This is a genomic window from Variovorax sp. TLI9-5A, from assembly GCF_056867935.1.
The window spans coordinates 6,792,389-6,815,456 of the sequence record NZ_CP200310.1; the positions used below are offsets into that span (position 1 = coordinate 6,792,389).

Sequence of the window (23,068 nt, forward strand, 5' to 3'; positions counted from 1 at the left end):
GGGAGGGCCGGCGCTACAGTGATTCCGGACGAAGGCGGCAGCAAGACCCGCCACGCCATTCACGAGACAACCGCAAGCGGAGACAAGACGCATGGGCACACCTTCCACCGCCGCGAATGCTGGCGACACCCTCCCCTGGACACGCGCCTACCCCGAGGGCATGCGCTGGGACGCCGAACTGCCCGTGAAGCCGGTGCAGCAGATGCTCGACGAAGCCGTCGAGCGCTGGCCCGAGCGTTCCGCTGTCGAGTTCATGGGCCAAGTCATCACTTATCGCGAGCTCGGAGCCGCCGTCGAGCGCGCCGCCAAGGGCCTGCAGGACCTGGGCGTGAAGCCCGGCATGCACGTCGGCCTCTACCTGCCGAACACGCCGCACTACCCGATCGCCTTCTTCGCGGTGCTGAAGGCCGGCGGCACGGTGGTCAACTACTCGCCGCTGGACGCCGAGCGCGTGCTGGCCCACAAGATCGAGGACAGCCGGACCGACATCCTCGTCACGCTCGACCTCGTCAACCTCTACCCGCAGATGGCGCGCCTGCTCGACAACTCGCGCCTGAAGACACTGGTGGTCGGCAGCCTCAGCAACTACGGCGCCATGGGCGACAAGGTGCAGGCCCAGCTGCAGGGCGCCGGCCAGATCGCCGCCGTGCCCGTCGACGACCGTCATGTGCGCTTCACCGACCTGCTGAAGAGCGAAGGCACGCACAAGACCTATCCGCTGGGCGACCTCGCCGAAGAGATCGTGGTGCTGCAGTACACCGGTGGCACCACCGGCCTGCCCAAGGGGGCGATGCTCACCCACGCCAACCTGACTTCCGCCTCGGCGCAGTACTACGAATCGACCCGGGGCGAGCCGCCCATCCTGGAGGAAGGCAAGGAGCGCTTCCTGGTGGTGCTGCCGCTCTTCCACATCTTCGCGCTCAGCGCCGCGATGCTGCTTGGCGTGCGCCTGGGCGCGGCGCTGGTGCTGCACACGCGCTTCGACGTCGACGCGGTGATGAACGAGCTCGCCGCCAGCCGCATCAGCGTGTTCCCCGGCGTGCCGACGATGTACACCGCGATCCTCTCGCACCCCAAGGCGAAGGAGATGGACCTGCGCTCGCTCAAGTTCTGCGGCTCGGGCGGCGCACCGCTGCCGGTGGAGGTGGAGCAGCGCTTCTTCGAACTCACAGGCTGCCACCTCAACGAAGGCTGGGGCATGACCGAGACATCGCCCGTGGGCACCTTCACGCCCGCGCGCGGCCTACGCAAGGCGGGCTCCTGCGGCATGCCGCTGCCGCGGGTGCGCATCAAGCTCGTGAGCCTGGACGACCCCTCGAAGGACGTCGCCGCCTTCGGCGAAGCGGGCGAGCTCTGCATCAAGGGCCCGAACGTGATGAAGGGCTACTGGAACAATCCCAAGGCCACGGCCGATTCGATGACGCCCGACGGCTACTTCCGCAGCGGCGACGTCGCGAAGATGGATTCCGACGGCTACCTCTACATCGTCGACCGCACCAAGGACATGCTGCTTTGCGGCGGCTACAACGTCTATCCGCGCGTGCTGGAAGAGGCGGTGTACGAGCACCCCTCGGTGGCCGAGGTCTGCGTGATCGGCATTCCCGACGAGTACCGCGGCCAGTCGCCGAAGGCCTTCGTGAAGCTGAAGGAAGGCGCGCCCGAACTGACGCTCGACGAGCTCAAGTCATTCCTCAAGAACCGCCTGGGCAAGCACGAGATGATCGGCGCGCTGGAGATCCGCGCCGAGCTGCCCAAGACACCCGTGGGCAAGCTCTCGAAGAAAGACCTCGTCGACGAGGAAGCCCGCAAGCGGGCAGCTTGACCGCAGCTACCGCTTCGTCTGCCCGAACGCCTCGGCCAGCAGCTCGTAGGAGCGCAGCCGGGCGACATGGTCGAACACCTGCGAGGTGATCATGAGTTCGTCGGCGCCGGTGCGTGCGACGAAGGCTTCCACGCCCTTCTTCACCGTCTCGACCGAGCCGACCGCCGAGCACGACAGCACCGAGTCGAGCAGCGCGTTCTCCGCCGGGCCGACCTTCTGCCGATAGTTTTCCACTGGCGGCGGCAGGCGCCCCGGCCGCCCGCTGCGCAGGTTCACGAAGGCCTGCTGCCACGAGGTGGCGCGGAACTCGGCCTCTTCATCGGTATCGGCCGCGAACACGTTGAAGCCCAGCATCACGTACGGCTTGTGCAGCTGGGCAGATGGCTTGAAGGTCTCGCGGTAGATCTGGATGGCCTGCATGATCTGCTGCGGCGCGAAGTGCGAGGCGAAGGCATAGGGCAGCCCCAGGTGCGCCGCCAGCTGCGCGCCGAAGGTGCTGGAACCGAGGATCCACACCGGCACCTCGAGCCCCGCGCCGGGCACGGCTCGCACCGGCTGCTGCGGCGTCTTCGACATGAAGTCCATCAGCTCGATCACGTCCTGCGGGAACTGGTCGGCGTCCGACTCCAGGTTGCGCCGCAGCGCCCGCGCGGTGCGCTGGTCGGAGCCCGGCGCACGCCCCAGGCCGAGGTCCACACGCCCCGGGTAGAGCGATTCGAGCGTGCCGAACTGCTCGGCGATCACCAGCGGCGAGTGGTTCGGCAGCATCACGCCGCCGGCGCCGATGCGGATGGTGGATGTGCCCGCCCCCACGTAGGCCAGCAGCACGGCGGTGGCCGCGCTCGCGATGCCCGGCATTCCGTGGTGCTCGGCCAGCCAGTAGCGCGTGTAGCCCAGCTTCTCGCCGTGCTGCGCCAGCGAGAGCGAGTTGCGGAACGACTGCGCGGCGTCGCTGCCCTCGGTGATCGGGGAAAGGTCGAGGATGGAGAACGGAATCATGGGCGCGATCATGGCGCGAACCGCCCAATTCCGTCGCCCCAGGGGCTATTCGGTTTGGTATAGCGTGGTCACGCTCGCGAAGTCGCGGCCGTTCTGCTCCACGCTCGCCTGGAAGGGCACGCTCTCGCCCGGCGCGATGGCCGGCAGGTTGTCCACCAGCTTGAAGCCCGTGAGCTGCCCGTTCCGGTCGCGCAGGCTCACCCACAGCCGCACCTTGCCGACGATGCCCGTGCCCGGGTTCTTCACGCTGCCGCTGACCACCACGTACTTGTAGGCAAAGCGCTGGCTGAAGTTGAGCAGCACGCTGCCGATCTCGGCCTTGGTGCCCGTCACCTTCACCTCCAGCGGCTTGCGCGGGCCGGGCAAGGCGGCGCGGCGCATCGGCTTCCACTCGATGCGGGTGTCGGTGAAGCGCTCCATGTCCTGCGGCTCCAGGTAGATGGGGAAGCGCTCGCCCGGGTACAGGTACGCCAGCCCCGAAATGGTGGTCGTGCCATGCGCCTTGCTGCCGCTGAAGCGCGAGATCACGCCGCCCGGCGCGAGCACCACGGCATCGGCGCTGCGGTTAACCAGCTCGCCCAGGAAGAGCCGCTGCTGGATGTTGTTGCGCCCGTCCACCAGCGGCAGCAGCTCGAGCAGCCTGTCGTCGAAGCGCTCGCTGTCGTCGGCCAGCAGGTCATCGGTGCCAAGGCGCAGCTCGGGGTTGAAGGCCTCCGGGCCGCCCGCGGTGCGGATCACGCGGTCGGCGTTCAGCACCGGCGTGCGCCCGCCCGAGGCCTCGACCGTGCTGTAGCCGATGCGGTAGTCCCAAGCCGCGATGGCCGCCGCGCGGCCGAAGCGCGCGATGCTCACGTCCACCGAGGTCCGCGCGCCGGGCTGGATCTCGTTGGCCTGCCCGTAGCCATGGCCGAAGCCGATCACCTGCCCCGCGTCGTCGTACAGCGTGGCCAGCACCTCGAAGCCGCCGAGCACGGTGGCGTCCTTGCGGTCATTGACGATGCGGCCCACCAGCCGCACCCGGTCGCCCTGCTGCACCAGCCGCACGCGCGAGAACGCCATGCGCGGCCCCTTCACCGCGCTGTATGGCTCGGCCAGCTTCTGCACGCGCAGCTCCTGGCGCGTGACGTTCTTGCCGGTGGGCATGTCGATCAGCGCCGGCGCGCTCTCGCCGGGCTCCAGCACGGCCAGGGGCAGCATCTCGCTGCGCTCGTCGAGCTTGCTCTCGCCGTCGAAGTACACGGCGCGGATGCCCGCGCGCGACAGCGGCTTGCCTGTTTCGTTGCGCGCCACCACCAGCAGCTTGGGACTGGCGGAGCTGCCGCTGCCCACGAGCACCTGGCGCGGCTCGTCGAGCCTGAGTCCGTCGACGGGAATGGTGCGGTCGACCGCGGCCACCACACGCTGCGAACCCGACGCAGCGCGCGTGTCGGCATTGCGGCTGCCGAGGAACACGCCCACCAAGCTGAAAAGCACCACCGCGCCCACCGCGATGCCCACACCGATGCCGACCTTGCGCATCATGAGCGCCTGCCTGCGCGCCTCTTCGGCCGCGAGGCGTCGGCCGGCTTCGTTCTTCACCTGGTTGAGCACGCGCTCCAGCCGGTCGGACACGTTGTCCTCCACCAGCGTGACGGAGCCGCAGTGCTCGCAGGTGTATTCGTTGAGGCCGGTGCGCTTGAGCACGCTGCTGCCGCATTCGCCGCACTTGAGCGTCTGGAGATCGATGGTCATTGTCGAAGCACTGCTCCCTTGTTTTCTTGTTCGTCGTCGCCGCGCGTGCCCGCCCTACCAGGAGAACACGTCGGCCAGCTCGCCGGCCCGGGCCGCGCCGATCAGCGGTGCGAGCCTCTGGACAAGGCGCGCGCGGTGCACCGGGTTGACCGAGAAGTCGTCCATGAAGATGTCGTCGCCCGCCTCGTCCCAGACCTGGCCGATGGTGCCGAGGCACGCGGCCATCTCGAAGATGTCGGCGAACAGAGGCCCGTCGTCTTCCCACGCGCCCGCGCCATGCCGGGCGAACTGTATCGCGCCGCTGCGCAGGTCGAAGATGAAGGGGTCGGCGCCCTGGTCGGCCACCACCAGCCAGTGGTCGGGCCATGAAGCGAGGCGCTCGCCAGTGATGCCGTGCCAGCGGTAGCCGGCCTGCTGCGACCACAGGCGCGCCAGCGGAGGAATGCTGAACGGGTTGCCGGCGGTGGATACCGTGAGGCCCGCGTGGCCCACGCGCTCGTTGATCCAGTTGCCCAGCGGGCCGACCTGCTCGTAGAAGGCAGCGATGGCCTCGGGCAGCGGGATCTCGCCGTGCCAGTGCTCGGCGGCGAGCTGCGGCGCCAGCACGCCGTGCGGAGCAAGGGCTGCGCGAGCCTGTTCTATCGATGCCACTGTGTTGCTCTCCGTTCAGGAAGCGCAGGCCGCACGCAGCGCGATGCGAAGCGCTTCCACGTCGCCGGGCGCAATCTCGCGCACGCCGCTCGGAGCGCCAAGGCCGCATGCCGTCGATGCGACGACCGGCACACCGGCCGCCACGGCGCGCAACAGCGCGCGCGGTGCGTGCTCGACATGCGCAGGCAGCACGATCACATCGGCGCCGGCCAGCCAGTCGCCTTGCCAATTCATGTGCTCGACATGGCCGATACCCTGCCAGAGCCGCGCATCGTCCGAAGCCGAACCCAGCACGCGCAGCCGGCACGGCCAGCCTTGCAGCGCGGCAGCGAGTTCGCGTGCACCCTTGCGCGCCAGCGCGCTCGCAGCGAAGACGACGAGTGGAAGGTCGGAATTCTTGCGGGCAATGGACTTGGCTTGAGGCAGCGCCCATTCGAGCTTCTGTTGCACCGCCAGCGGAGCCAGCGCCGCCAGCCGCCGTGCGACTTCGGCATGCGGCGTGACGATGACCGAAGCGCGGGCCAGCGCCATCGACTCGGCACGCACCAGCAAGGAATCGGCGCGGAAGTCGCGCAGGGTGGCGTCATCGGGCCAGCGCCGGGAGGCTTCGTCCAGCCGCAGCTCGATATCGGCCATCGGCAGCGCGCTGGCCAGCACGACGACGCGGCGGCCATCGAGCGCACCAAGGCGCTCCAGATGCGGCAGCAGCGACTGCTCGACCACCAGCTGTGTGTGCTGCGGCTTGAGCCGCGCTGCGAAAGCCTGCGCGAGCCATCGCTGGCCGTCGATCAGGCTGGCTTGCCGCCGTCCCGCCTGCCGTGCCCACAGCCGCTGCCACAGCGCACGGCGCAGGCTGGCGATCCACGGCGCTTGCGGGGCCACGGCCGCCGGCTCGCGATGCCAGCCCGTCGCGGACCGGCGCCAGATGGCGAGGCGCATCGGCACCGGCTGCATGCGCTGCGCGCGCGGATGCGCCTCGCGCAGGTAGCGCGCGAACTCCGGCGTCCATGCGTCGAGCAATGCAACGGTGAGCCCCTGCGGCCCGGCATCGACCTGCGGGCGATGTCGGAAGCAGGCGGTCTGGTCGCAGCTGAGGCAGCCGCGCGCCACCAGCAACGGGGCGCTCGCGTCGTCATTCGCGCGGCGCATCGTGACCGGCACGAACGGCGCGGCCGATGCATCACGGCTGCGGATGCGCAGCACCAGCTCCGACCCGGTCAGCTCCACTTCGAGCCGCCATGCATGCCTGGCACGCACCTTCAGATCGATGTAGTTCCAGAACACGGTCGCATCGACGGCATCCGTGCCCGGCTCGCCGGCCTGCTCGATGCGCGCCGTGTGCCCGTGCCGCTCCACCAGCTCGAAGCCCGCGCGCGACGCCACTGTCGCCAGCGCATTCGACAGCTGGCAGAGCCCGCCAGCCAGCGTCGGCACCACGCAGCCGCCGCGCAGTTCGCGGCCCTGCACGAAGCCGCGCCATGCGCCCGGCCTGCCCAGCTGGCGCCAGAAGCTCAGCACCTCGCCGGCCGGCACTTCGACGGCATCGAAGGCTCGGCGGGCGACGCGCAGGTTCTGCACCTTGCCGGCCACGAGCGGGAATTCGTCCGCGCGGCCGTCGGTCCACAAGTGCGTGCGGTATTGGGCGAGCACGGGCGCGTCGGCCAGTGCTTGGCTGCCGGCGTTCCACCGGCGCGCCGATGGCCGCAGGGTCTCGCGCAGTGCGTGGGCCGTGGCCAGTAGCCGCGAGCGCAGCCAGAAATCGATCGCGTCGATGCGGCGCGGCGGCTGCCAGGCCTGCACGCTCACGCGGAGGGGCCTCGCTTGCGCCATTGCCCGAGGTCGGCCTCGATGCGCTCCTTGATGTCGCCGCTCCAGTTCACGCCGAAGCCGGCCGCGCGCAGCAGCTCGACGATGCGCTGGCCCACCGCCACGGTGTTGGCCTCGCGCTGCTCGATCTCGGGGATGGTGCCGCCGCTGAAAGCCAGGTGCAGCCGGCCGGTGCGCACCGCCCGTTCCAGATCCTGCGCGTGATAGAAGCAGCAGCCTCGGATGCCGGAGTCCATGCGGCCCGCGGCACGCCATTGCTCGCGCACGTCGTCGTGGCCGTCGGCCAGCGTGTTGCCCGCGCGGTGCAGCGCGATGATCTTCTCGCTGCGCAGCTGGGCGAACACGGCTTCGAGCCGGTCGTACTCGGTCTGCTCGGGCCAGCCGGCCTCGGCGGCGCGCTTGGCGGCGCATGCGCTCGCGGCCTCGGCCTTGACCCAGGCGCGGTCCTCATAGGTGATCTCGTCGGGATCGAGGTACTCGTCGGTGATCATCCACTCGACATCGGCATCGGGATAAAAGCCGCTCCACACCAGGTCGTGGATGCGTCCGCGCGTGTCTTCTGGGTCGAGAGTAAGTGCCATGCGTGTTGTGCTGCCGCCTCCGCGGCAACGGGTCATGCTTTCTTTTTTCCTGGCGGAAGCGTGCTGGTATTTTCACCCGGGCGCACCACCATGGCGCAGTAATGCGAAAGCATGATGTCCTGGGCCACCCTTTCGCACCGCACCATCATGAAGGATGCCTCAGGGCAAGGCAATGCGCCTTTAGGCGAAGGCTGCTCGGCCGGACGGCCTGCGCTGCGCGACTGGCTATGCTCTGCGGCTCTTCATGCCCCAGCACCACCCTCCAGCCCCGCAGTTCGACGCGCAGCTGCCCACCGTGTGGACCTCCGCCATGCCGCAGGCCACGGAGCGCGCGCCGAAGCCGGCGGCCGACTGGCTCGCATGGCTGGTCGCGCTCGCGGTGCTGGTCTTCATGGCGGTGTTCGGCCTGCAGGCGATGCGCTGGTCACTGGCCGGCGGCTGGCATTGGCTCTGGATGCTGGTGGGGCTGCCGTTCTTCGGCGTCTTCTCGGTGCTCGCCGTGATGGCCGTCGTCACGCGGCTGCGCGAGCGCCGCCGGGTGCGGGTGGCGCTGGAGAACATGTCGCTGGAGCGCGGGGAAGGCTTCCGCGTCGGCGAGCCGCTGGAGCTGCGCCTGCGCGCGACGGTGCCCGCTGCGCAGGAAGGCGAGCGCACGGTGGCGCCGGAGCGCATCGCCGCGCGCCTGATGCTGCACCGCACCGTCGATTCGGCCGGTGAATGCTGCTGCGAGGCCATCGCTTCGCGCGAGGAAACGCGTGACGGCCGGGTGCTCTACGCCTGCGAACTGCGCGCGAACGTCGGGTCCGATGCCCCACAGTGGTCGGTCGAGCTGCGCGACGCGACTGACGACACCGGCGTGCCCGTCCTTACCGCCGCGCTGCGGCTGCTGCCCGCGCGCTGATCCGGTTGGACGCAAAAAGGCCGGGCCATGCATTCCGCATGGCCCGGCCTTCTGTCTGTCTTCAGCTCTGCAGCGGATTACAGCGGCAGTGCGTCGCCGTGGGCGGCAGCGCGGGCTGCGGCGCGAACCGCGGCGCGATCCACCGAGCTGGCCACGATCGGGGCCACGCCGGACGAAGCGCCTTCGGCGTACGGGTCACCGCTGCGGGCGGCGGCCACGGCTTCGGCGCGAACGGCGGAGCGGCTGGCCGTCGAGACGATCGCTTGGGCCGGGCCGGCGTTGGCACCGGTGGCGTACGGGTTGGCGCTGTGCGCGGCGACCACGGCCTGGCCGGCGACATCGGCGCGGCTGGCGGCCGAGGTCAGCTGATGCACGCCTTCATAGGTTTCGGCGTGGGCAACGCCGGCGGCGGCCAGCAGGGCGAGGGAAACGGCGGAGAGAAGCTTCGAGGCGGTCATTTGGATTGGTCCTTCAATTGGTTCGGTTCTTGTTTCTTGGTCTGGATCAGCTGAAGGGCTGGTCCATGGGAAGAATTGTGCGCCGTTATCTAAGTAAAAACCCTTAGACAATGGAACCACGGTGTTCACACCATGGAAACAATCAACCGCCAGGAAGGCAGATCACCGCCTGTCGTAGAGTCCCCGCATGAGCGACCCGGCCCCCGCCCTTTCACCGATTGCGTCCCCCTGGGGCAGCCCCGAGACCGTGTTCGACGGGCTGGCGGGCGAATGGAGCCTGCAGCGCACCATCGAGGGCCAGGCCACCATGAGCGGCGTTGCCACCTTCACGCCGCTGGAAGCCGCGGGAATGCTGAAGTACCGCGAGGAAGGCCGCATCCGCCTGGCCGACGGCAAGGAGTTCGACGGGCACCGCGAATACATCTTCGAACGCGCTCCAGGCGGCTTCGAGGTGCATTTCGCCGAGACGCCGCCGCGCCTCTTCCATGCCATCGCCATCGTGCACGACGGCGATGCGCTCGCCGGTTCGGCCACGCACCTGTGCACGCCCGACACCTACGACAGCAGCTACCGCTTCCTGCCCGACGGCTCCTTCACCATCCGCCACGTGGTGCAGGGCCCGCGCAAGGACTACCTCTCGGCCACCGTCTTCACGCGCGGCGGCGGGGCCTGAAAAAAGGCTCAGTCGCGGTCCAGCCGCCAGCCCGGCATGCCACGCATCACCGTCTGCACGAGCATCGCGCAGATGCCGCACTTGATGAGGTCGCCCGGAATGAACACCAGCATCGCCAGCGCAGCCTGCGACAGCGACATGTGCGCGATCAGCGAGAGCCCGACGATGCCGAAGGCGTAGACCACGCCGATCCCGCCGACCAGCGCCGAGAGAAACGCCGCCGCCAGCAACGGAAGGCCCGTCGCGCCGCCGATGCGACGCACGGCCAGGCGCATCAGCAGGCCGCAGGCGAAGGCGCCGAACATCCAGCCGAACAGGAAGCCGCCGGCCGGCGCCACGAACACGCTCAAGCCGCCACGGCCGCCGGGCAGCAGCGGCAGGCCCAGCGCCACCGCCAGCAGGAACAGCGCGATGGCCAGGAAGCCCCGGCGCGGCCCGAGCAGGCAACCGGCGAGCATCACGCCCAGCGACTGCAGCGTGATCGGCACGCCGAAGGGCAGGTCGATCTTGGGGATCAGGCCGAACACTGCCATCAGCGCCGCGAACAGCGCGATGTACGCCAGCGAACGGGAGGAAGCGAGGGAGCCTGAAGTGGTGGTCATGGCGATGGCAATCGAGAAGAAGAAAACAAAAAAGGTCAGCGACCCAGCCGCGCGGCCAGCGCATCGGCCACGCGCTCCGCCGTCTGCAGCGTGCGGATGGTCAGCGGCGCCAGCAGCCGCAGCCCGCCGCCATGGCCCGAGCGCGCGCGGTAGGCGTCATCGAGGCGCTGCCACTGCACATAGAAATTTTCGGCGAAGCGCAGCATCAGGCCAAGGCCGAGCGCGATCCGCTCCGTGGGCACGCCCAGGCGCTGCAGCGGATGCAGCACCGCTTCGAGCACCGCCAGCAGGTCCTCGAAGCGCGTGGTCAGCGTGAGCATCAGCGCGAGCGTGGCCGCGCTGGCCAGACGCAGCGCACTCGCCACGCCAAGCAGGGTGGTGCCCATCGCCCAGTGGAAGCCGACGATCAGCCCGCCCGCGATGGCCACGCCGAGCAGCATCCGCACGCGCCGCCATGCCGGCCGCCCGAGCGAGGCAAATGCCAGCAGCACTGCCGCGCAGGCCACCGCCAGATAGGCAGGCCGCTCGACCAGCACCAGCAGCGTTCCGCACACCGAAAGCACCGCGAGCTTCACCCAGGCCGCGATCGCATGCAGCCAGGTCGGCTGTTCCGAGTAGAGGCTACGCATCGCGACGGCCCCGCTCCAGCGCCGCACGCTGGCGCACGTTCTCCGCATAGGCCTCGCAGATCTCGCGGCCCGGTCCGTCGGCGAGCACCTTGCCCTGTTCCAGCCACAGCACGCGCTCGAAGTCGTAGACATGCTCCAGCAGGTGCGTGGACACGAGGATCTGGTGGTCACTCTCTTCCAGCTGTGCGGCCAGGCGCGCCTGGCTCAGCAGGTCGAGGCTGGCGAAGGGCTCGTCGAGCAGCAGCGTGGCGGGCTCGCTGATCTGCAATGCCAGCAGGCACACCTGCTGGCGCTGGCCCTGGCTCAGCTCGCTCACCGCGCGCCCGGCCCAGGCTTCGAGCCCGCGCCGCGCGAGGAAATCGCGCGCCTGCCGGCGTGCCGCCTGACGCGTCTCGCCGCGCGCCGTGAGGCTGAAGGCCAGCTCCTCGGCCACGGTCGGAAAAATGATCTGGTCGTCGGGGTTCTGGAACATCAGCCCAACGTGCTTCGCGAGTTGGCCGCGGTCGGCCTGCGTGTCGCAGCCGTGCACCACCACTCGCCCCCGCTCGGGCTGGTCGAGCCCGCTGATGAGACGGAACAGGCTGCTCTTGCCCGCGCCGTTGTCACCGACAAGGCCGATGCGCGCCTCCTGAAGGCTGAGCGTCAGCCCCTCGAACACCTGGTGACTGCCGCGCACCAGCGTCACCGCATCGAGGCGGATGCTGTGCGAAGAAGCGGTTTCGGACGGGCTGGGCTGCGGCAAGGGGCGCCCACTGTACCCGAAGCCGCCCTGGCGGCACGGGGCTCAGGCCGCAGCGGGAAAGAGCGCGTTGAGCTCGCCGACCGACAGCATCCCTTCGCCCATCGTGCCGAAGCGGCCCTGCCCGAAGGCCTCGGCGGCGATGCGGCTCACCAGCCCCAGCGCCGACTGCAGCGGCCCGCAGCCAAGGCTGATGCGCCGCGCGCCGGCCTTCGCGAAGGCATCGGCCGACGGCGCATCCGCATAGCCCGCGTACACGTTCAGCGGCAGGCCCAGCGCGCCCGACAGCCGCGCGATCTCGTCAGGGTCGGACATGCCCGGCACGAAGATGCCGTCCGCGCCCGCAGCCGCGTACAGCTTCGCCCGGCGCAGCGCCTCCTCGAAGCGCGCGACAGGGTCGTCCCATGGCACGAAGTACACGTCGGTGCGCGCATTGACGAAGAAACGCGCATCCAGCTCGCGGACGGCGGCGATGCGCTCGCTGAGCACCTCGGGCGGCGCCAGCTCACGCGTGCCGGGCCGGGCGCCGTCCTCGATGTTGATGCCGGCCGCGCCCATGCCGATCAGTTCGGCCACAACTTCGCGCACCGCCTGCGCGCTGTCGCCGAAGCCGCTCTCGATGTCCACGCTCACCGGCACGCCCGCCACGCGGCAGATGCGCGCGCAGGCCGCGAGCAGTTCGCCAACCGGCATGCGCTCGCCGTCCGCGTAGCCCAGCGACCAGGCCATGCCCGCGCTGGTGGTGCCGATGGCCTTGGCCCCGGCGCGCTCCACGACTCGGGCGCTGACGGCGTCCCATGCGTTGACGAGCACCAGCGGCGCGGGGCCCTCGTGCAATTGGTGGAATGTCTCTGTTTTCTGCTGTGTGTCGCTGGCTCGCATGGTCATCCGTTCGGCAAGTTGATTGAGGAATGACTGCAGCTTAGGAACGGCGCGCCGCGCCGGCTTGGAAAAAACTGCTATTTCATTTCACGCCGTAGCCCACGTAGAACGCCGGCCACGCCCATCCGCACCGACAGCCTGCTCGCGAGCTACCGCGCGATCCTCAACGGCGCGGGCATCGGCGCGGCGGCGCCGTGGATGTGCCACGAGGACATGCAGGCCGGCCGCCTGAAGCGCGTGCTGCCCAACTGGTGGCTGGAGCCCATCGGCGTGCACGTCGCGCTGCCGCCGGGGCTGTACCGGCCGGCGCGTGTCACGGCCTTCGTCGAGGCGCTGCGGCGGCGCATGCATGCACTGCCGGGGTTCCGGCCTGCGGACTGAGCCGCTGCTATCGCATCAGCGCGACCACCGGATAGCGCCGCCACCCTGCCTCCGCATGGCGCCGCCCGTGCGTGAAGATGAAGCCCAGCACCGCCTTCGGGTCGGACAGCAGGGCGGGGTTCCCGGCCTTCCACTGCTCGAAGCGCTGCCTTAGCCCGGGCTCTTCCTCCAGCATGCGCGACGCCGTGTCTTCGAAGACGTAGTCCGAGAAGTTCTCCTTCTTCTCCAGCACGCTGTTGAAGAAGCCCCAGCGGAAGAAGCTGTCGTGCGCCAGCGGCTCCAGCGTCTCGACCACGTAGCGGGCGCGCGGCTGGTCCAGCGAAACGAGAACGTCGCCCGCGCGCGCCTGGAAGGGCTCGGTGCCTTCGGACAGCAGCACCTCGTCGTGGAACATGTGGCCTTCGTAGGCACCGGGGCGCGAAGTCACATCGCGGATGCGGTACACGCGCGCCGCGTCGAAGAGCTGGTCTTGCGCGAGCCGCTTCAGCTCGACGCCGTTCCACTCCAGCCGCTCTATCGCCTCGCGCCATGCCTGCGGCACGAGGTAGGCGCGGGGCGCGGCGACCGACGCCTCCTCGATGCAGCGGTCGAAATGGACGATGTCCTTTTCCCACGGCTGGCTGCGGTCGTAGGCCAGGCGCTCGTAGCTGCCCAGCAGGCTGGGCGTGCGCACTGCACGGTAACCCTTGAAGCGCAGGCTGGCGGGACGGCTGCGGTCGTTGCGCCATGTCAGCGGCCAGCGCGCCTGCCGTGCGGCTTCGGCCTTCGCTTCGCGGCGCAGCTCCTGGATGCGCGCCGCGTTCGCGATGCTGAACTCCAGCACCGTCTCGACCAGCGCCCGCATCGAGGCCACGCGGTCGGCGAAGGGCTTGAGCATGTGCGTCTCGGGCATGAAGCCGATGGTGTGGTGCAGCGCGGCGTAGCCGGTGGAAAAGCGCGGTGTGTCGAGGAAGTCCTCGATGCCGTCGTCGGGCGTTTCGGCCAGCAGGTTCATGTACGGGCAGGTGGGCCAGCCGCGCCGCTCCATGCCGGCGTAGACCGCGGGCAGCATGTTCTCGCGCAGGTAGGCGCCGAGCCCGCCGCCGAGCTTGTCGGGCTGGGTCGGGATCAGCGTCATGGTGTAGCTGTAGTCCGCGCCGTTGGAGGTGTGGGTGTCGACCATCACGTCCGGGTCCCAGGCGGTGAAGAAGCGGTTGAACACCTGCGCCGCGAGGCTGTCGCACTTGATGAAGTCGCGGTTCAGGTCCAGGTGCCGGCCGTTGCCTCGGAAGCCGAAGGATTCGGGCCCGAGCTGGTTGACGCGCGAAGTGCTCTGCCGGTCGATGCAGCCGTCCACGTTGTAGACCGGGATGAAGAGGAACACCGTGCTGCCCAGCGCCGCCAGCCGGTCGGGCTGCGTGCAGAAGTCGCGCACCAGCGCCATGCAGGTGTCGATGCCCTCCGGCTCGCCGGGATGGATGCCGTTGTTGTTGAAAAACACCGGCCGGCCCTGCCGCTTGAGCGTCTCGCGGTCGAACACGCCATCGGCGGTGACCACGCCTGCGTGGATCGGAACGCCGGTGTCCGAGATACCGATCTCGCCCCAGCGCAGCACGCCGGGAAAATCCCTGGCCAGCCGCTCGTAGAAGGCGATGCATTCGGCCCAGGTGGCGGTCTGGTTGCCGTTGCCCGCCTCGAAGGGTGTGACGCGGGAGGTGTCTTGTGGAGCGCTCATGGGAACAAGGCTACAGTAGTCGCCCCAATCGGTCATCCGGCCCTTCTCCCTGCGGGCAGCCGAGCGGCCTGAACGAGGCCGCAGGCGACAGACAACACACAAACACAAGTTCAATCATTCAAGGAAACGCACATGGGCGCCCAATGGAAAGCCAAGCACAAGGACATCGCGGCCAACGCCAAGGGCCGGCTGTTCGGCAAGCTCGTCAAGGAAATCCTGGTGGCCGCGCGCGGCGGCGCCGACCCGGCCTCCAACGCGCGACTGCGGCTGGTGGTGGAGCAGGCCCGCAAGGTCTCGATGCCCAAGGACACGCTCGACCGCGCCATCAAGAAAGGCGCCGGCCTGACGGGCGAGTCCGTCCACTACGAGCATGTCATCTATGAAGGCTTCGCGCCGCACCGCGTGGCTGTGATGGTCGAATGCCTCACCGACAACGTGAACCGCACCGCGCCTGAAATGCGGGTGCTGTTCCGCAAGGGCCAGCTCGGTACCTCGGGCTCGGTGTCGTGGGACTTCGACCACGTCGGCATGATCGAGGCCGAACCCGCGAGGCCCGACGCCGACCCCGAAGTGGCCGCCATCGAAGCCGGCGCGCAGGACTTCGAACCGGCCGGCGAGGAGCACCCCGCCGTCTTCCTCACCGACCCCACCGACCTCGACCTCGTGAGCCGCGCCCTGCCCGCGCAAGGCTTCACCGTGCTGTCGGCCAAGCTGGGCTACAAGCCCAAGAACCCCGTCGATCCGGCGAGCCTGAGCGCCGAAGCGCTGGAGGAAGTCGAAACCTTCCTCGCGGCCATCGACGCAAACGACGACGTGCAGAACGTGTACGTGGGGCTGGCGGGCTGAGCCCCATGCCGCACATGCTTTCCGGCAGGTGCCTGTGCGGCGCCGTTCACTACGCGGTGGCGGACGAATTCATCTATTCGCTCAACTGCCACTGCGCCGACTGCCGGCGCGCGACCGGCTCGGCCTTCAAGCCCTTCGCGGGCATCGAGCGAAGCAAGTTCGCCATCACGCAGGGCGGAGACGGCATCACGGTCTACGGCGAGCCCGACGCGGGCGACCTGCACTGCGCGAAATGCGGTTCGCTGCTGTGCTCGGTGGTGCGCGACGGGCAGTATGTGCACGTCACGCTGGGCACGCTGGTCGACGCGCCTTCCATCCGCCCGGGCGCGCACATCTTCGTGGGCTCCAAGGCGCCGTGGTTCACCATCACCGACGACCTGCCGCAGCACCAGGGCCACGCCGGCGAAAGCTGAGCGCGGCGAGAGGATGCCGGCCGGGCTTCAGCCGGCGGTTCGCGGCTGGCGGGCGCGGAATTCTCCCGGTGTCATTCCCTCGATCCGACGGAAGTGCCGGTTGAAGTTCGAGACGTTGTTGAAACCCACCTCGTAGCAGATGCTGCTCACATGCTGGCGCGTCGTTGCCAGCAGCCGGCAGGCCCTGGCCACGCGCAGGCCGATCACGAAGTCGGTGAAGGTCTGCCCGGTGGTGCGGCGGAAGCTGCGCGAGAAGGCGTTCTCGCGCATGCCCACGACCGCGCCCACCTCGGCCAGCGACATGTCTTCGGCGTAGTTGTCGCGGATGTGGTCGATCGCCTTGTGCATGCGCAGCGCGCGGGCATCTTCGCCCAGGCCTTCGCCGGCCAGGGCAACGCCGGAGAGCACGCGGTAGTCGCTCCACTGCGCGAGTTCGTTCAGCAGCGCGGCGAATTCGGCGAAGCGCGCGAGCCCGCTCGACGCCTCGATGCGGTGCAGGCGCGCGATCGTGCCGGCTTCCAGGCCGACGAACCGCACGCCCAACCGCGCCCGGGCCAGCAGCGGCCCGGCATCGGCGAGCTCCGGGAAGAGCGCCATGCCGCGCTTGAGCGGCTCGTCGCCGAAGCGCAGCACCAATCCGTCCGAGGTGCCACCGGCCGGCAGCGCGCGATGCTCGAACGCGAGGCTGCGCGGCAGCCGTGGACCAAGCAGCACGACGGTGCCGGGTGCGAAGCTGTGCACCTCTTCGTCCCCGCCGCTGCCGATGCGCAGGCGTGCGGGCGCGGCGCCGATCAGGTGCAGCTCGTGGTCGTGCATGCAGCGCGTTGCGCTCGCGTGGGACGCGGGCCCGGAGGCCGGCTCGCACCGGACCGTGGCGCAGATGTCGCCCGTTTCCCCGGCGCGGGCCGGCGCGGGGGACGCCGGCTTGCGCCATGCGCTCGCCTCGATGCCGCGCGAGCCATGCCGCCGCACTGGCGACGAGGGCCGCGCGGCTTTCGCACGCGGATGCGGATGCGGATACGCATGGGGAACGGAAGCGGGTGTCATCGTGTTCGGCAAGACCGGTTTTCCTTCAGCAAATCTCCGATGGACAACGACGACCGGCAGGCCGTCAGCTTCGCCGCTGCGGCGGTGGTACCGCCGTCTGCTGCTGGAACGCGGCAAGCAGCCTGTATTCCTCGCCGAGCTTGCGTGGCAGCGAGAGGTACACCGGCAGCAACTGCCGGTAGAGCGCGGCGTTCTTGGCATTGGGCGTGTGGCGATGTGTGGCGCCGACCATGCCCGCGACCGCGTCGAGCGAGTCGACATGGCCCAGCGCGTAGAGCCCGAGCACCGCGGCGCCGAGGCACGAGCTCTCGAAGCTCTCGGGCACGACCACCTCGCGCTCGAACACGTCGGCCATCATCTGGCGCCACATGCCCGAGCGCGCGAAGCCGCCGGTGGCCTTGATGCGAGCACTGCGCCCGGCGATGGATTCGACCGCCGGCAGGATGCTGTGCAGGTTGAAGATCACGCCCTCGAGCACCGCGCGGATCATGTGCTCCTTGCGATGGTGGATGCCCAGCCCGAAGAAGGAGCCGCGCAGGTCGGCGTTCCAGTAAGGGGCGCGCTCGCCGGTGAGGAAGGGATGGAACACCAGCCCTTCCGAGCCGGCCGAAACCCGCTCGGCGATGCGCGTGAGCACCTCGTAGGTGTCGATGCCCAGGCGCTTGGCGGTCTCGGCCTCGGCCGAGGCGAACTCGTCGCGCACCCAGCGCAGGATGATGCCGCCGTTGTTCACCGGACCGCCCACCACCCAGCGCCGCTCGGCGAGCGCGTAGCAGAAAGTGCGGCCCTCGGGGTCGGTCATGGGGTGGTCGACCACGGTGCGCATCGCGCCGCTGGTGCCGATGGTCACGGCCACCTCGCCGGGAGCCATTGCGTTCACGCCGAGGTTGGAGAGCACGCCGTCGTTCGCGCCGATGACGAAGGGCGTGTCGCGCGCCAGGCCCAGCCGCGCGGCCACGTCGGGGGCGAGACCCTCGACGTGCCAGGTGGTCGGCACAGGGCGCGAGAGCTGTTCGGCGCGCACGCCGGCAAGCGCGAGCGCGGCTTCGTCCCAGTCGAGCCGCTCGATGTCGAAGAGCCCGGTGGCGGAGGCGATCGAATGGTCGACCTGCCACTGGCCGAAGAGCCGGAAGAACACGTACTCCTTGATGCCGACGAAGCGCGCGGCACGCGCGAACAGGTCGGCGCGCTCATGGCGCAGCCACACCAGCTTGGCGAGCGGCGACATCGGATGGATCGGGGTGCCCGTGCGGCGGTAGATCGCGAGGCCGTCCCATTCGTCGCGGATTCGCACGGCCCACGCCGACGCCCGGTGGTCGGCCCAGGTGATGCTGTGCGTCAGCGGCGCGCCCGCGTCGTCGACCAGGATCAGGCTGTGCATCGCCGCGCTGAAGGACACCGCGAGCACGTCGGCGGGCGCGGCCTTGCTCTGCTTCACGCAGCTGGCGATGACCGAGAGCACGGCCTCGAAGATCTGCCCCGGGTCCTGCTCGGCGGCCCCGGCTTCGGGCTGCAGCAGCGGATATTCGACCGTGTCGTGCGCCAGCACGCGACCGGCGGGTGTGAAGGCAACGGCCTTCGTGCTGGTGGTTCCGATGTCGACGCCGATGACGATGCGGCCCATGTCTTTTCTCCTCAGACGACCATGTTCAGCAGCATGATGAAGACGATGGCCACGACCGAGATCAGCGTTTCCATCACTGTCCAGGTCTTGAAGGTCTCGGCCACGGTCATGTTGAAGTACTGCTTCACCAGCCAGAAGCCCGCGTCGTTGACGTGCGAGAGGATCAGCGATCCCGCGCCGGTGGCCAGCACCAGCAGCTCGCGGTTCACGCCCGGCACCATGGTCGCCAGCGGCGCGACGATGCCCGCGCCGGTGATGGTGGCGACCGTGGCCGAGCCGGTGGCGATGCGGATCAGCCCCGCCACCAGCCAGGCCAGCAGGATCGGCGAGACCTGCGCATGCAGCGCCATCTGCCCGATCGCGTTGCCCACGCCGCTGGCCACCAGCATCTGCTTGAAGCCGCCGCCCGCGCCGATGATCAGCACGATGGCCGCGGTGGGCGCGAGGCTGTCGTCGACGAACTTCATGATCTGCTTCGAGGTGAAGCCGCGCGCGGTGCCGAAGGTGTAGAGCGACAGCAGCAGCGCCGCCAGCAGCGCGGTGATCGGGTGGCCGATGAAGTCCATCCACTGGCGCACGATGTTCTTCTCGTCCAGCGCCACGTCGGCGAAGGTCTTCAGCAGCATCAGCGCCACCGGCAGCAGCACGGTGACGAGCGTGATGCCGAAGCCGGGCAGCTCGCGCGCCTCGGGCTCGCGCGCCAGCTGCTCCATCAGCTCGGGCGAGGCCTCGCCCGGCACGTACTTCGAGATGAACTTGCCGAAGATCGGGCCCGCGATCATCGCGGTGGGCAGGCCGACGATCAGGCCGTAGAAGATGGTCTTGCCGATGTCGGCGTTGAACACGCCGATGGCCAGCAGCGGCCCCGGATGCGGCGGCACCAGGCCGTGCACCACCGACAGGCCCGCAAGCAGCGGGATGCCGATGCGGATGAGCGACACGCCGGTGCGCCGCGCCACGATGAACACCAGCGGGATCAGCAGCACGAAGCCGATCTCGAAGAACAGCGGGATGCCGACCAGGAAGGCCGCGAACATCATCGCCCAGTGCACGCGCTCGCGGCCGAAGGCGTCGATCAGCGTGCGCGCGATGCGGTCGGCGCCGCCGGACTCCGCCATCATCTTGCCGAGCATGGTGCCCAGGCCGAGCACGATGCCCACGAAGCCCAGCACGCCGCCGAAGCCGTCCTGGAAGGACTTCATCACCTTGTCCACCGGCATGCCGGAGGTCAGGCCCAGGAAGCCCGCGGCCAGCGTCAGCGCGATGAAGGGGTGCACGCGCCAGCGCGTGATCAGAAGGATCAGCCCGAGGATCGCCACCAGGGCGTCGACGAGCAGGAAGATCTCTTGGCTCATTCCGAACATGGGTTGTCTCCTGAATCCGGGCCTTTGCGAAAAACAAGGCAAGGCGGTGGCCCGGTGGGCTGGACAGCTTTGGGATAGCGCTATCCTGCGCGATTCAAAAAAAGCCCGCTCTGGTGGGCGCTCGGGTTTTTCCGAATCGGCCAGGGGCTGGGATAGCGCTATCCTAGGACAGCGCTATCCAAATCCGGATTGGTATTAACCCTGAGACACGCCCGACCATGGCCGACACCCCCGACCGCCCGCGCTCCCGCTCTTCCAGCCAGGTCACCCTCGACGACGTGGCACGCGCCTGCGGGGTGAGTCCGATCACCGTGTCGCGGGCGCTGCGCGGCGCGCGCAACGTCGCGCCGGAGCTGCAGGCCCGCGTGCAGGCGGCAGTCGACCAGCTCGGCTACGTGCCCAACGTGGCGGCGCGCGCGCTGGCCTCGGCGCGCAGTTCCCACGTGGCGGTGCTGATTCCTTCGCTGACCAACCAGCTCTTCGTGGAGCTGCTCGAAGCGGTGCAGGACGCGCTGTCGCCGCACGGCTTCCAGTCGCTCATCGGCGTGACGCACTACGACCCGGCACAGGAAGAGGCGCTGCTGCGCAGCTACCTCTCGCAGCGGCCGGCGGGCGTGCTGCTGTCGGGCTTCGACCGCAGCGCGGCCGCCGCGCGGATGCTCGCGCAGAGCAAGGCGCCCTGCGTGTACCTGATGGAAACCTCCGACGCGCCCGGCGTGCACAGCGTGGGGTTCTCGCAGCAGGATGCGGGCCGCGCCATCGTCGAGCACCTGCTGCAGGGCGGCCGCCGGCGCATCGCGTACGCCGCCGGCCAGCTCGATCCGCGCGTGATGCTGCGCCTGGAAGGCTATCGCGAGGCGCTGCGCGCGGCGGGCTGCCACGACCCGGCACTCGAACTGCTGGTGCCGGGGCCGACTTCCATGGCGCTGGGCGGCCGCCAGTTCGAGGACCTGCTGGCACGCCACCCGGACGTGGACGCCATCTTCTATTGCAACGACGACCTCGCCCAGGGCGGGCTGCTCGCCGCGCTGCGCACCGGTGTCGAAGTGCCAGGGCGCGTGGCGATCGCAGGCTTCAACGATCTTGGCGGCAGCGACCAGATGCTGCCGCCGCTGACCACCGTGCGCACCCCGCGCCGCGAGATCGGCGAGCGCGCGGCCGCGATGCTGCTGGCGCTGATGCGCGGGGAGACGGTGGCCGAGCGGACGATGGACCTGGGCTTCGAGCTGGTCGTGCGCCAGAGCAGCTGAGGCAGCCAGAGGCGCACCCAGGAATGCCAGTGCCGGTCAGTCCGCCGGCTTCGTGGCGAACTCAGGCGCCTTCCACGTGCGCATCCACATGCACGAGCTCGACGATGGCCTGCATCAGCGTGGCCGCGCTGACCGGCTTGAACAGCACGGGCACGCCACACTCGCGCACGCGCTGCAGACGCTCCGGCGCGGTCTCGCCGGTGACCAGCAGCAGGGGCGCATCGAGCCGGAAGCGCTCGCGCAGCCGCAGCCCGACCTGCAGCCCGTCGGCGCCCTCGCCCAGGCGGTAGTCGCACATCAGCAATGCCACGGGGTTCACATCCGCATCGGGCTGCATGAGCACTTCCACCGCCTCGGCCTCGTCGGCCACCGCCACCACGTCGATGCCGTAGGCGCGCATGAGCTCGGTCATCGCCTCGCGGATGTCTTCCTCGTCGTCGATCAGCAGCACGCGCCCGCCGAGCTCCGGCACCTGGAAGAAGTGGCGCACGGGCGATTCGAGCTCCTGCAGCGGAAGGCTGTCCTGCGATGCCTCCGAGGGCTCGGCCAGCGGCACCGTGAGACGGAAGCGCGAGCCGCGTCCGGGGCGCGAGCGCAGCTCGACCTGGTGATCGAGCAGGCGGCCGAGGCGGCGCACGATCGACAGGCCGATGCCCAGGCCGCGCGAGCGATCGCGCCCCGGGTTGTTCACCTGGTAGAACTCTTCGAAGATCCGTTCCGCCTGTTCGGCGGCGATGCCGATGCCGGTGTCGCGCACCTCGATCCAAACCTGCTCTGCGCGCCTGCGCGCAACCACCGTCACGCCGCCCTGGCGGGTGTACTTCAGCGCGTTGTCGACGAGGTTGGAGAGCATTCGGTACAGCAGCTGCGGGTCGCTGCGCACCCACAGGCCGCTGGCGCGCACGCGCAGCTGCAGCCGCTTGCGTTCGGCCTGCACGGAGAAGGTGTTGTGCAGCGGCAGCAGCAGCTCGTCGAGCGCCAGCGCGTGCGGCACGGGCTGCACCACGCCGGCGTCCAGGCGGGAGATGTCGAGCATGGTGTCCAGCGAGGCGCCCAGCGCATTCACCGCGCGCATCAGCCGCTCGACGTTCCTCACCTCGGGCCGGTGGCGCAGCGTGTTGCCCAAAGCGGCGCCGAAGAGCGCGATGGCATGCATGGGCTGGCGCAGGTCGTGGCTGGCCGCAGCCAGGAAGTGGGTCTTCTCGGCGCTGGCGCGCTCGGTGGCGGCGATCTGCTCGCGCAGCTGGGCCGCGAGCGCTTCGTTCTCGAACTGCAGGATCAGCGTGGCCGTGAGCCGCTTGTTCTGCTTGACGCCCTCGCTCAGCGTCAGCACCAGGTTGACGAAGGCGAAGCCGGCCAAAAACCAGTTGAGCGCGCCACCGTACCAGGCCAGCGAGATGATGAGCCCGCTCATCATCGGAATGCCGTAGCCGAACATCGCGGGGCGCAGCGGCCAGCGGGCCTGCACGGCGCGGGTCCAGCTGCCCATGATGACCACCGTGACGAAGGTGGTCAGCATCGAATCCTGGATGCTCACGAGGAAGAGGCTGCTGGGCGCGGTCACGGTGCTGACGGCGGTGACGATGCGCGTGTACTTCCTCGCCCATGCCGGCGTTTCCGACAGAGGCGCCTGCGGCGTCCAGCGCGGCGTGACGATGGCGTAGAGGTCCACCAGCACGATAGCGGTGATCAGCGCCACGATCAGCAGCCTGAAGGCCGCATCGACGAAGAAGTAGCCGAAACACCCGATGCCGATGGCGAAGCCCATGTGCGCGACGATGGCCGTGGTGTGGCCCGCGTACAGCGAGGCGACGTGCTCGCGCAGCACCCGGAGTTCGAGCGCGGCGTCGACGGGCAGCCGCCCTGTGGCCGGATCGGTTTTCTTCTTCATTTCCCTTGTCTCCCTTCGGGGTCTTCATGGAGCCCCGTTGCCT

At 69.4% G+C, this 23,068-nt stretch carries 22 protein-coding genes; 7 read left to right on the forward strand and 15 right to left on the reverse strand.

What is annotated here, in order from left to right; genetic code table 11:
• Nucleotides 1-91 precede the first annotated feature (91 nt).
• Nucleotides 92-1,822 (forward strand): long-chain-fatty-acid--CoA ligase, encoded by a 1,731-nt coding sequence (locus tag AC1VNX_RS32270; protein WP_483161589.1) that lies wholly within the window; start codon nucleotides 92-94, stop codon nucleotides 1,820-1,822.
• A 6-nt stretch (nucleotides 1,823-1,828) separates the two neighbouring features.
• On the opposite strand, the gene AC1VNX_RS32275 is transcribed toward AC1VNX_RS32270, so the two are convergent.
• The 5 genes from AC1VNX_RS32275 to AC1VNX_RS32295 are packed head-to-tail and all read right to left on the reverse strand — an operon-like array spanning nucleotide 1,829 to nucleotide 7,611.
• On the reverse strand, nucleotides 1,829-2,821 hold the full coding sequence (locus tag AC1VNX_RS32275; protein ID WP_483162056.1) for an LLM class flavin-dependent oxidoreductase: 993 nt from the start codon (nucleotides 2,819-2,821) through the stop codon (nucleotides 1,829-1,831).
• A 45-nt stretch (nucleotides 2,822-2,866) separates the two neighbouring features.
• Nucleotides 2,867-4,552: an FxLYD domain-containing protein gene (locus AC1VNX_RS32280; protein ID WP_483161590.1), complete on the reverse strand. Its 1,686-nt coding sequence runs from the start codon at nucleotides 4,550-4,552 to the stop codon at nucleotides 2,867-2,869.
• 54 nt (nucleotides 4,553-4,606) lie between these two features.
• Nucleotides 4,607-5,203, reverse strand: a complete 597-nt coding sequence (locus tag AC1VNX_RS32285; RefSeq protein WP_483161591.1) for a hypothetical protein — start codon at nucleotides 5,201-5,203, stop codon at nucleotides 4,607-4,609.
• A gap of 15 nt (nucleotides 5,204-5,218) precedes the next feature.
• The gene (locus tag AC1VNX_RS32290) at nucleotides 5,219-7,009 is read right to left on the reverse strand and encodes a VanW family protein (RefSeq protein ID WP_483161592.1); all 1,791 of its coding nucleotides are present in this window, start codon (nucleotides 7,007-7,009) and stop codon (nucleotides 5,219-5,221) included.
• Entirely contained in the window at nucleotides 7,006-7,611 is a 606-nt protein-coding gene (locus tag AC1VNX_RS32295) for a DUF6891 domain-containing protein (RefSeq protein WP_483161593.1), read from the reverse strand. The genes AC1VNX_RS32290 and AC1VNX_RS32295 overlap by 4 nt, the downstream gene beginning before the upstream one ends.
• Nucleotides 7,612-7,855: 244 nt before the next feature.
• On the opposite strand from AC1VNX_RS32295, the gene AC1VNX_RS32300 reads away from it, so the two are divergent.
• Nucleotides 7,856-8,512 (forward strand): hypothetical protein, encoded by a 657-nt coding sequence (locus AC1VNX_RS32300; protein ID WP_483161594.1) that lies wholly within the window; start codon nucleotides 7,856-7,858, stop codon nucleotides 8,510-8,512.
• A 77-nt stretch (nucleotides 8,513-8,589) separates the two neighbouring features.
• On the opposite strand, the gene AC1VNX_RS32305 is transcribed toward AC1VNX_RS32300, so the two are convergent.
• Nucleotides 8,590-8,970 (reverse strand): helicase SNF2, encoded by a 381-nt coding sequence (locus AC1VNX_RS32305; RefSeq protein WP_184640134.1) that lies wholly within the window; start codon nucleotides 8,968-8,970, stop codon nucleotides 8,590-8,592.
• A 187-nt stretch (nucleotides 8,971-9,157) separates the two neighbouring features.
• On the opposite strand from AC1VNX_RS32305, the gene AC1VNX_RS32310 reads away from it, so the two are divergent.
• A complete protein-coding gene (locus tag AC1VNX_RS32310; protein WP_483161595.1) occupies nucleotides 9,158-9,643 on the forward strand; it encodes a DUF6314 family protein in 486 nt (161 codons plus the stop codon).
• An 8-nt stretch (nucleotides 9,644-9,651) separates the two neighbouring features.
• On the opposite strand, the gene AC1VNX_RS32315 is transcribed toward AC1VNX_RS32310, so the two are convergent.
• Genes AC1VNX_RS32315 through AC1VNX_RS32330 form a run of 4 tightly spaced genes read right to left on the reverse strand, consistent with a single transcriptional unit; the run spans nucleotide 9,652 to nucleotide 12,450 of the window.
• Nucleotides 9,652-10,245, reverse strand: a complete 594-nt coding sequence (locus AC1VNX_RS32315; RefSeq protein ID WP_126022274.1) for a biotin transporter BioY — start codon at nucleotides 10,243-10,245, stop codon at nucleotides 9,652-9,654.
• A gap of 35 nt (nucleotides 10,246-10,280) precedes the next feature.
• Nucleotides 10,281-10,874, reverse strand: coding sequence for a CbiQ family ECF transporter T component (locus AC1VNX_RS32320; protein ID WP_483161596.1), 594 nt, complete (start codon nucleotides 10,872-10,874; stop codon nucleotides 10,281-10,283).
• Complete coding sequence (locus AC1VNX_RS32325; RefSeq protein ID WP_483161597.1) at nucleotides 10,867-11,616, reverse strand: energy-coupling factor ABC transporter ATP-binding protein; 750 nt, start codon at nucleotides 11,614-11,616, stop codon at nucleotides 10,867-10,869. The genes AC1VNX_RS32320 and AC1VNX_RS32325 overlap by 8 nt, the downstream gene beginning before the upstream one ends.
• Nucleotides 11,617-11,658: 42 nt before the next feature.
• Nucleotides 11,659-12,450: an isocitrate lyase/PEP mutase family protein gene (locus AC1VNX_RS32330; RefSeq protein ID WP_483161598.1), complete on the reverse strand. Its 792-nt coding sequence runs from the start codon at nucleotides 12,448-12,450 to the stop codon at nucleotides 11,659-11,661.
• A 129-nt stretch (nucleotides 12,451-12,579) separates the two neighbouring features.
• Between AC1VNX_RS32330 and AC1VNX_RS32335 the strand changes: the two genes are divergently transcribed.
• Nucleotides 12,580-12,876 carry a LysR substrate-binding domain-containing protein gene (locus AC1VNX_RS32335; RefSeq protein ID WP_483162057.1) on the forward strand — a complete coding sequence of 99 codons (297 nt, stop codon included), beginning with the start codon at nucleotides 12,580-12,582 and terminating at the stop codon, nucleotides 12,874-12,876.
• A 7-nt stretch (nucleotides 12,877-12,883) separates the two neighbouring features.
• Here the strand turns inward: AC1VNX_RS32335 and AC1VNX_RS32340 are convergent, their stop codons facing one another.
• Complete coding sequence (locus AC1VNX_RS32340) at nucleotides 12,884-14,590, reverse strand: M14 family zinc carboxypeptidase (RefSeq protein WP_483161599.1); 1,707 nt, start codon at nucleotides 14,588-14,590, stop codon at nucleotides 12,884-12,886.
• Nucleotides 14,591-14,722: 132 nt separating this feature from the next.
• Between AC1VNX_RS32340 and AC1VNX_RS32345 the strand changes: the two genes are divergently transcribed.
• Both AC1VNX_RS32345 and AC1VNX_RS32350 read left to right on the forward strand, forming a co-directional pair.
• Nucleotides 14,723-15,436 (forward strand): YebC/PmpR family DNA-binding transcriptional regulator, encoded by a 714-nt coding sequence (locus AC1VNX_RS32345; protein WP_483161600.1) that lies wholly within the window; start codon nucleotides 14,723-14,725, stop codon nucleotides 15,434-15,436.
• Nucleotides 15,437-15,450: 14 nt separating this feature from the next.
• A complete protein-coding gene (locus AC1VNX_RS32350; RefSeq protein WP_483161601.1) occupies nucleotides 15,451-15,849 on the forward strand; it encodes a GFA family protein in 399 nt (132 codons plus the stop codon).
• Nucleotides 15,850-15,876: 27 nt separating this feature from the next.
• Here the strand turns inward: AC1VNX_RS32350 and AC1VNX_RS32355 are convergent, their stop codons facing one another.
• The 3 genes from AC1VNX_RS32355 to AC1VNX_RS32365 are packed head-to-tail and all read right to left on the reverse strand — an operon-like array spanning nucleotide 15,877 to nucleotide 19,884.
• Nucleotides 15,877-16,908, reverse strand: a complete 1,032-nt coding sequence (locus AC1VNX_RS32355) for a helix-turn-helix domain-containing protein (protein WP_483161602.1) — start codon at nucleotides 16,906-16,908, stop codon at nucleotides 15,877-15,879.
• A gap of 52 nt (nucleotides 16,909-16,960) precedes the next feature.
• The gene (gene gntK, locus AC1VNX_RS32360; RefSeq protein WP_483161603.1) at nucleotides 16,961-18,520 is read right to left on the reverse strand and encodes a gluconokinase; all 1,560 of its coding nucleotides are present in this window, start codon (nucleotides 18,518-18,520) and stop codon (nucleotides 16,961-16,963) included.
• Between the two features lie 11 nt (nucleotides 18,521-18,531).
• Nucleotides 18,532-19,884 carry a GntP family permease gene (locus AC1VNX_RS32365; RefSeq protein WP_483161604.1) on the reverse strand — a complete coding sequence of 451 codons (1,353 nt, stop codon included), beginning with the start codon at nucleotides 19,882-19,884 and terminating at the stop codon, nucleotides 18,532-18,534.
• Nucleotides 19,885-20,102: 218 nt separating this feature from the next.
• Between AC1VNX_RS32365 and gntR the strand changes: the two genes are divergently transcribed.
• On the forward strand, nucleotides 20,103-21,134 hold the full coding sequence (gene gntR / locus AC1VNX_RS32370; RefSeq protein WP_483161605.1) for an HTH-type transcriptional regulator GntR: 1,032 nt from the start codon (nucleotides 20,103-20,105) through the stop codon (nucleotides 21,132-21,134).
• 61 nt (nucleotides 21,135-21,195) lie between these two features.
• On the opposite strand, the gene AC1VNX_RS32375 is transcribed toward gntR, so the two are convergent.
• A complete protein-coding gene (locus tag AC1VNX_RS32375; protein ID WP_483161606.1) occupies nucleotides 21,196-23,025 on the reverse strand; it encodes an ATP-binding response regulator in 1,830 nt (609 codons plus the stop codon).
• Between the last annotated feature and the right edge of the window lie 43 nt (nucleotides 23,026-23,068).